This window comes from Salinispora cortesiana (assembly GCF_000484695.1).
Classification (GTDB): domain Bacteria; phylum Actinomycetota; class Actinomycetes; order Mycobacteriales; family Micromonosporaceae; genus Micromonospora; species Micromonospora cortesiana.
Window position 1 is genome coordinate 1 of the sequence record NZ_AXVR01000099.1, and the last position, 7034, is coordinate 7034.

The 7034-nt window shown below is 68.8% G+C and carries 7 protein-coding genes and 2 pseudogenes; 5 read left to right on the forward strand and 4 right to left on the reverse strand.

Features of this window, described 5'->3' with window-relative positions; translation table 11 throughout:
• Positions 1 to 495: 495 nt before the first annotated feature.
• The gene (gene tyrS / locus K228_RS0123400) at positions 496 to 1782 is read right to left on the reverse strand and encodes a tyrosine--tRNA ligase (RefSeq protein WP_025620570.1); all 1287 of its coding nucleotides are present in this window, start codon (positions 1780 to 1782) and stop codon (positions 496 to 498) included.
• Positions 1783 to 1874: 92 nt separating this feature from the next.
• On the opposite strand from tyrS, the gene K228_RS0123405 reads away from it, so the two are divergent.
• A complete protein-coding gene (locus tag K228_RS0123405) occupies positions 1875 to 2267 on the forward strand; it encodes a PaaI family thioesterase (RefSeq protein WP_025620571.1) in 393 nt (130 codons plus the stop codon).
• A gap of 39 nt (positions 2268 to 2306) precedes the next feature.
• Here K228_RS0123405 and K228_RS0123410 read toward each other — a convergent pair whose 3' ends face one another.
• Positions 2307 to 2930, reverse strand: a complete 624-nt coding sequence (locus K228_RS0123410; RefSeq protein ID WP_025620572.1) for a hypothetical protein — start codon at positions 2928 to 2930, stop codon at positions 2307 to 2309.
• Positions 2931 to 2948: 18 nt separating this feature from the next.
• Positions 2949 to 3452 carry a GNAT family N-acetyltransferase gene (locus K228_RS0123415; RefSeq protein WP_025620573.1) on the reverse strand — a complete coding sequence of 168 codons (504 nt, stop codon included), beginning with the start codon at positions 3450 to 3452 and terminating at the stop codon, positions 2949 to 2951.
• A 131-nt stretch (positions 3453 to 3583) separates the two neighbouring features.
• Between K228_RS0123415 and K228_RS0123420 the strand changes: the two genes are divergently transcribed.
• Together K228_RS0123420 and K228_RS0123425 are read left to right on the forward strand one after the other, a co-directional pair.
• A complete protein-coding gene (locus tag K228_RS0123420; protein ID WP_025620574.1) occupies positions 3584 to 4468 on the forward strand; it encodes a universal stress protein in 885 nt (294 codons plus the stop codon).
• A 145-nt stretch (positions 4469 to 4613) separates the two neighbouring features.
• Positions 4614 to 5453, forward strand: a complete 840-nt coding sequence (locus tag K228_RS0123425) for a universal stress protein (protein WP_025620575.1) — start codon at positions 4614 to 4616, stop codon at positions 5451 to 5453.
• A 130-nt stretch (positions 5454 to 5583) separates the two neighbouring features.
• On the opposite strand, the pseudogene K228_RS30495 reads toward K228_RS0123425, so the two are convergent.
• Positions 5584 to 5733, reverse strand: a pseudogene (locus K228_RS30495) (ABC transporter permease); the annotation flags it as partial.
• Between K228_RS30495 and K228_RS0123430 the strand changes: the two are divergent.
• A complete protein-coding gene (locus K228_RS0123430) occupies positions 5667 to 6260 on the forward strand; it encodes a LuxR C-terminal-related transcriptional regulator (protein WP_425414540.1) in 594 nt (197 codons plus the stop codon). The pseudogene K228_RS30495 and the gene K228_RS0123430 overlap by 67 nt on opposite strands.
• A gap of 306 nt (positions 6261 to 6566) precedes the next feature.
• Positions 6567 to 6947 (forward strand): annotated as a pseudogene (locus K228_RS0123435) (hypothetical protein); the annotation flags it as partial.
• Between the last annotated feature and the right edge of the window lie 87 nt (positions 6948 to 7034).

Consider the following 7034-nt stretch of genomic DNA (forward strand, 5'->3'; position numbering starts at 1 on the left):
ACAACCACACACCATCAGAACCCCACACCAGGGCCCCTCCAGAGGCAACCGCTCCCACCTGCCACTCTCGCGTCAGGCACTTTTACTACTTTACCCGGTGGTTTCTGCCGTGTCAAACCGCTTTGTGGCGATCTGTCGACTTCGTCCACTTTTGGGCACCAAGACGTCCCCGACTGTCGTCGCCTTCGTCATGGTTTTGGCAGACCGGCCGCTCGCGGTTTCCCACTAGCGCGCCCGGCTCCTGCCGGCGGCTAACCTTACCCGGTCGGTTTCGCCTCGCCAAATCCGCCTACCGGCGAACCTGGGGCACCGCCCAAGAGGACCACCCAAGCCGTGCGGCCCGGTCAGTCCGAAAGGTCACTTCCAGCGCTCCGGCCGCTCGGGGCGTCCGCCCCGTTTTTGTCCGTTCCGTGCTGGCAGAGAGAAAGTTACGCGTCCGAGGGAGTTGCCGTCAAATCCGCCGGACGCGTCCCCGGTCACATCATCAGGATCTAGCTATTTTCGCAGCTCAACACCGGCGAAGGAACGCTTCCCCCGACGCAGGACCAGGTATCGACCGTGCAACAGGTCCGCTGGAGTGACGACCGCGTCCGTCGACGACACCCGGTTGTTGTTCAGGTAGGCACCCCCCTCGGCGATCACCCGACGAGCCTCCTTGTTGCTCGGCACCAGACCAGACTCCTTGAGCAACCCGACCACGTCGGGCAACTCGTCGAGGTGGACCAGGCCCGCCTCGGTCAGGGCGGCACGAAGGGTCGCGGACGAGAGTTCTGCCAGCGACCCCCGCCCGAACAGCGCCTGGCTCGCGGCAACCACCTGGGCCATTTCCCGCTCGCCGTGTACCAGGGTGGTCAGCTCCTCGGCGAGCGCCCGCTGGGCGACGCGTGCGGCGGGTCGCTCCGCCGCCTCCTTCTCCAGGGCCTCCAGCTCGGCCCGGGAACGGAAGCTGAAGTAGCGCAGGTAGTGGGCGACGTCGCGGTCGTCCGTATTGACCCAGAACTGGTAGAACGCGTAGGGACTGGTCAGTTCCGAGTCGAGCCAGATCGCCTCACCCTCGGTCTTGCCGAACTTCGTGCCGTCCGACTTGGTGACCAACGGCGTGGTGAACGCCTCCACCGGCCCCGCGCCCCGGCGACGGACGAAGTCGACACCAGCGGTGATGTTGCCCCACTGGTCGGAGCCGCCGAACTGAAGCTGACACCCGTGGCGTCGGTGCAGTTCGAAGAAGTCGTTGGCCTGGAGCAGCTGGTAGCTGAACTCGGTGAAGCTGACCCCGCTCTCCAGTCGGGCCCGCACCACCTCACGTGCCAGCATCCGGTTGATCGGGAAGTGCTTGCCGACGTCCCGCAGGAACTCCACCACCGACATCTCGGCGGTCCAGTCCAGGTTGTTGACCAGCTGTGCCGCGTTCGCACCCTGGTACGACACGAAGGGGGCCAGCTGGTCCCGAATCCGGGCCACCCATCCGGCCACCACCTCGGGTGGGTTGAGAACCCGCTCGGCGCTCTCCTTCGGGTCACCGATCTGCCCGGTCGCCCCCCCTACCAGCAGCAGCGGCCGGTGACCGGCGAGCTGGAGCCGCCGGGCGGTGACGACCTGCATAAGGTGACCGACGTGCAGGCTCGACGCGGTCGGGTCGAAGCCCACATAGAAAGCCGCTCCTGGGCCCTCGAGCAACGCGCGCAGCTCGTCGAGGCCGGTGGAGTCCTGGATCAGGCCACGCCACCGTAGATCGTCGAAGAGTGTGTCCCGCCCTGACGGCGGGGGGCTGGTGTCGGTCACAGTCCCCGATTCTCCCGCACGACCAGCCGGGACCACTACCGGGATTGCCGGCCCGCTATGCTGACCGCCCGGTAACGACGAAGGGCTACGCCGTGGACGAGCCAGATCTGACCGGGGGCTTCGTGGCGCTGCTGGGGCTTCGCTACGACGAGGTCAGTGCCGACCGGGTGGTCCTCCGCTGGCAGGTCCGCCCCGAGTTACACCAGCCGTACGGCATCCAGCACGGCGGCGTCTACTGCTCGGTGGTCGAGACGGCGGCGAGTATCGGCGGGGCAACCTGGCTGGGCGACCGGGGGCAGGTCGTCGGCGTGTCGAATCAGACCGACTTTCTGCGGGCGGTCCGGTCGGGTGAGTTGACCGCTGTGGGCACCCCGATCCACCGCGGCCGCAGTCAACAGTTGTGGCAGGTGGAGATCACCGACAACGCTGACCGGCTGGTGGCACGCGGCCAGGTTCGGCTTCAGAACCTGGCGACGACCGAATAGCCGCAGCCGGCGGCCCCCCGCTAGCAGCCGGTGAACCCGCTACGCAGCGGCGGGGAGGTCCAGCACGTACGTGTCGCCCTGCCGGCGGAAGCCGAGCCGATGATAGTAGGGGGCGACCATGCCCGGCGGGCTGACTACCTGCCGGAACCCCTTGTCGGTGAAGAGCCGGCTGCTCCGGTACACGAACTCGCCCGGGGTGAAGTCCCGAAACCGTTTGGTGACGTAGTCGAGGTCGACCTGGGCTACCCCGCCCGGTTCCGTGTGCGCCAGCACCACCCCGACCACCTCGTCGGCCTTGACGACCAGGAACGCGAACCGCTTCCCGCTTCGGTGCCAGGTGAAGCCGGGGTTGAAGCGGGCAATGTCGGCCCCATGCACCCGCAGCATGTGTGCCAGGAACCTGTCGTCCACGCCCACCTCGACCACCGCGTAGGTCGCCGCATCATGGCGGGTCGCCAGCATGCCGCGCAGGTACCACACATTGATGGCGGCCAGCACGATGTTCAGACCGACCATCGGCCACACGGCGACTGCCGCGTTGTAGCCGATCAGCACGACACAGCCGACGAGGTTCAGGGCGCGCAGCCGGAGAATCGCGGTCTGCAGCAGCGACCAGACCAACACCGCGGAGCCGGTCCAGCCGATCAGTTCCAGCCAGTTCACCTCGGCGAGGGTAGTCCCTCAGCTCGGCGCGGGTGCTGGGTCCGGGCCGGCGAGCTCCAAGATCCATTCCTGGACCTCGGCGCCGCGCCCGGGGGCGTACCCCTGGTCCTCACCGGTGACGACGAAGCCACACTTGCGCAGCACGGCGAGGGAGGCACGATTGTCCTTGGCCACCCGGGCGTGCACCGGCCGGTTGGTCAGCTCACCCAGCAGGACGGTGAGCGCACCGGTCGCGTAACCCCGGCCCCAACGAGTTGGATCGATCCAGTAGCTGACCTCGGTGCGCCCGTCGGCGGGGAAGGCGTTCAGGTGGCCTACCACCTCATCGCCGACAACCACCGTCCGCGACACCACCGTCGGGTCGGCGCGGATCCGCTTCCAGTGCGCGTCGAACGCGGTGCGGTCGGCGGGGTCGGCCGGGCCGAACGCCGCCATCCAGTTGGCCTCGACGTCCTGCTGGTGGCGGAAGAAGAACGGCAGGTCACTATCGAGTACGGGGCGCAGGCGCAGATCGTTGGGCATCGCGCGATGGTAGCTCCGGCCGAGGCCACCCGGCGAAGGACCATTGGCCCCGGGCTTGGGCCGACCGCCCCTGATTGGGCGGTCGCCGGCCCGGCAGGCTGAAGGTGAACGAGCCGAAGGAGGGCAGACACATGACAAGCAACGCCGGAGCCCCGGTCGTGGTGGGTGTGGACGGTTCCGCCGCCGCGCTGGACGCGGTCCGGGTAGCGGTGCGCGAGGCGGAGTACCGGCAGCGCCCGCTCCGGGTGGTGCACGCCTTCATCTGGCCGTTGACCGGGACCCCGTTGACCCCGGTTCCCGGCGCCCCGGTCACCGCCGGGCTACGCAACCAGGCCGAAGAGTATGTGCGGGAAGCGGTGGAACAGGCCCGCAAGATCTCCCCCGATCTCCGAATCACCGGTGTCGTGGTGGACGGCGCGCCGACCCCGGTGCTGGTCGAGGAGGCACAGAAGGCGGTGCTTACCGTGCTCGGCCACCGGGGTCTGGGCGGCTTCGCCGGGCTGCTACTCGGCTCGGTCACCGTGCAGGTCGCCGCCCGCGCGAAGAGCCCGGTGTTGGTCGTCCGAGGTGAGCCGCGCGCGGACGGTCCGGTCGTGGTGGGTGTGGACGGTTCGCAGCTGTCCACCGAGGCAGTGGCCTTCGCATTCGAGGAAGCGGCCCGCCGGGACGCTTCGCTGGTAGCCCTGCACGCCTGGCTCTTCCCCACCCCTGTCGGCCCGGGGGACATCCTGCCCCTGGTCTACGACCTGGACGCCGTCGAGGGCGAGGAGGAGCGGGCCCTCGCCGAGTCGCTCGCCGGCTTCGCCGAACGGTATCCGCAGGTGCAGGTGCGGCACCGGGTCGTACGTGGCTCGCCGGCCCGGGTGCTGGTGGAGGCATCGAAGAGCGCCCAGCTGGTGGTCGTCGGCGCACACGGGCGTGGTGCCCTCGGCGGGCTGCTGCTCGGCTCGGTCAGCCACGCCGTCCTGCATCACGGGCACAGCCCACTGGCCATCGTCCGAAACCCCGCCGAATAGCCGCACCGGCGCGGGTGAGAGCGGCAGCTCACCGCTTTCCGCCGCGCCCTGGTAGACGTGGCGGTTCCCGTTTACGTCGTTGCCCGCAACCCCCGGGTCAGCCACGCTGGCCCGGGGGACAATATGCCGACCGAGTCTGAAAGGGGTGCTGATGAACCGGCCCGTGGTGGTAGGGGTGGATGGCTCACCATCGAGCCTGGTGGCAGCGGAGCACGCCGCCCGCACCGCGGTGCAGCGGTCGCGACCGCTGCACCTGGTGCACGGCTACCTGCACCCATCGGGGTACGGGGTTCCGATCAACCCGTACGAGTTGGGAATTCCGAAGCCGAACGACGAGGCGCAGTCGATGCTGGAGCGGGCCGCGGCCGACCTAGCCGACCGCTGGCCCGGGCTGACCGTCCAGGTACGGCAGGTCGCCGGCGGGCCGGGCGCCACGCTGGTTGAGGAGTCCCGCCGGGCGGAGCTGGTCGTGGTGGGTAGCCGGGGTCACGGCGGCTTCGCCGGGCTGCTGCTCGGCTCGGTCGGTTCGCAGGTCACCGCGCACGCGCACAGCCCGGTGCTGGTGGTCCGACCTACCGAAGCACCCGTCGCGGTGGACGGGCCGGTGCTGGTCGCGGTGGACGGGTCGGAGTCGGCGGAGGTGGCGGTCGGGCAGGCCGCCGACGAGGCCACCCGGCAGCAGACCGAGCTGGTGCTGGTACATGTCCACGCCCCCGGTGCGACCGACGCCGCGGAGGTGCTCGACACCGCGGTGGCGGCGGCCCGCGGCAGCCACCCGGGGCTGGCCGTGACCGCCCGACAGCTGCAGGCGGAGAAGCCGGACCAGGCACTGATCGAGGCAAGTCGGGACGCTGCCCTGATAGTCGTGGGGAGCCGAGGGCGAGGCGGATTCACCGGGATGCTGCTCGGCTCGGTCAGCCAGTCTCTGGTGCAGCACGCCCACTGCCCGGTGCTCGTGGCCCACCCGTACGGTCGAGCACGCTGACCGGCCACGGCTCCGGCCAAAACGTCCCGCTCCGGCTCGAAGGCGCTCCCGGACACCCAGTCGCTGACGGCTGGGGGGTCGTCGTACGAGACGGCCTTTCGTGGTCGATCGAGCACCCGATCCAACGAACTCAGGGGTCCCGGCGCTGCGCGACAACCACCGTGAGGATGGTGGCGAGAACAGCCCAGACAGCGTAGACCGTCCATGCGCCGGATGTCGTCCACAGATACGGCTGGCTTCCGAACTCGATATCGGCGATGCGCATCCACGCGCGGTAGGGCAGGGTCGGTGAGACCGGACGTCGTCCTGATGGATCTACGGATGCCCGGCATGGGAGGCGTCGAAGCCACGGTTCAAATCGCCACGCTGGCCCCCCAGACGCGTGTACTCGTTCTGACCACCTTCGATGAAGACGATCATGTGTTCGGGGCGTTGCGGGCGGGTGCCGCCGGATTCCTGGTCAAGGACATGCCTCTGGAGGACATCCTCGATGGCGTCCGCGCCGTCGCACACGGCGACGGCCACCTTGCTCCCAGTGTCACCCGACGCCTGATCAAGCACTTCGTCGACACCCGGGCCGCGCCCGCTGCCACCCGCCGGCAGCTCCCCCGGCTCACCGACCGGGAACGGGAGGTACTCACGCTGGTGGGACGCGGGCGGTCCAACTCCGAAATCGCCGACGAGCTTGTGCTGAGCCAGGCAACCGTAAAAGCCTACGTCACCCGCCTGCTCAGCAAGCTGGCCGCCAGAGATCGGGTCCAACTGGTCATTGCCGCCCACGAGGCCGGCCTGGTCACCGTGGCTTGACCGGAGCCTTCGACAAATCCGTCGGGTTAGAGCCACCGGCAGTAGGCGGTGCGATGTTTGTGTCTGGTGAGCGACTGTACCCCGTTCCTCCGGCAGGGTGGGTCGGCCGCGCGGTGAGGTGCCCAAAAACCCGGACCGGGACGCCCGTGCCCTGATGAGGTGCTCAGGATTCGTGCGGGTAACACCTGAGCGATTCGGTCCGGGGAACACCTGATTGATCTTGATAGAGCGCATGGGCAAGGTGAAACCATGTCATCGCAACCGCCGTCGAAACGCTCGACCCGCCCCCAACTGTCGCGCCGCGCCGTGCTGACCGGTAGTTGTCTTGGTCTGCTCACCGCCGCCGGCGCCACACTCTGGGGCGATCCGCCCTCAGCGGCCACGGTCAGCGATCCTGCGGTGGGCGCCATCCCCGAGGACCGGCTGTTACGGCCGTGGGGACAGCTACCTGCCACGGCGCGCATCGGTACCGGCATCACGGTGGGGCCTACCGGGGAGATAGCTCTGCTGCACCGGGCGGGCACCGCGTTCGCCTACGACGCGGTCATCGACACGGACACGGTCGTCGTGCTGAACCCGCGCGACGGCACGGTGCGCCGGACTTGGGGAGCGGGACGGTTTCGTTCCCCTCACTCGATCACCGCCGACAGTGAGGGACGGTATTGGGTCACCGACGTCAGTACTAACCCTGATTCTTCGCGGGTCTGACGCCTGTCGATGATTGAGGGGCCGGCATTGTAGCTGGTGGATGTCTTGGGCTCGTCGGGTATGGCT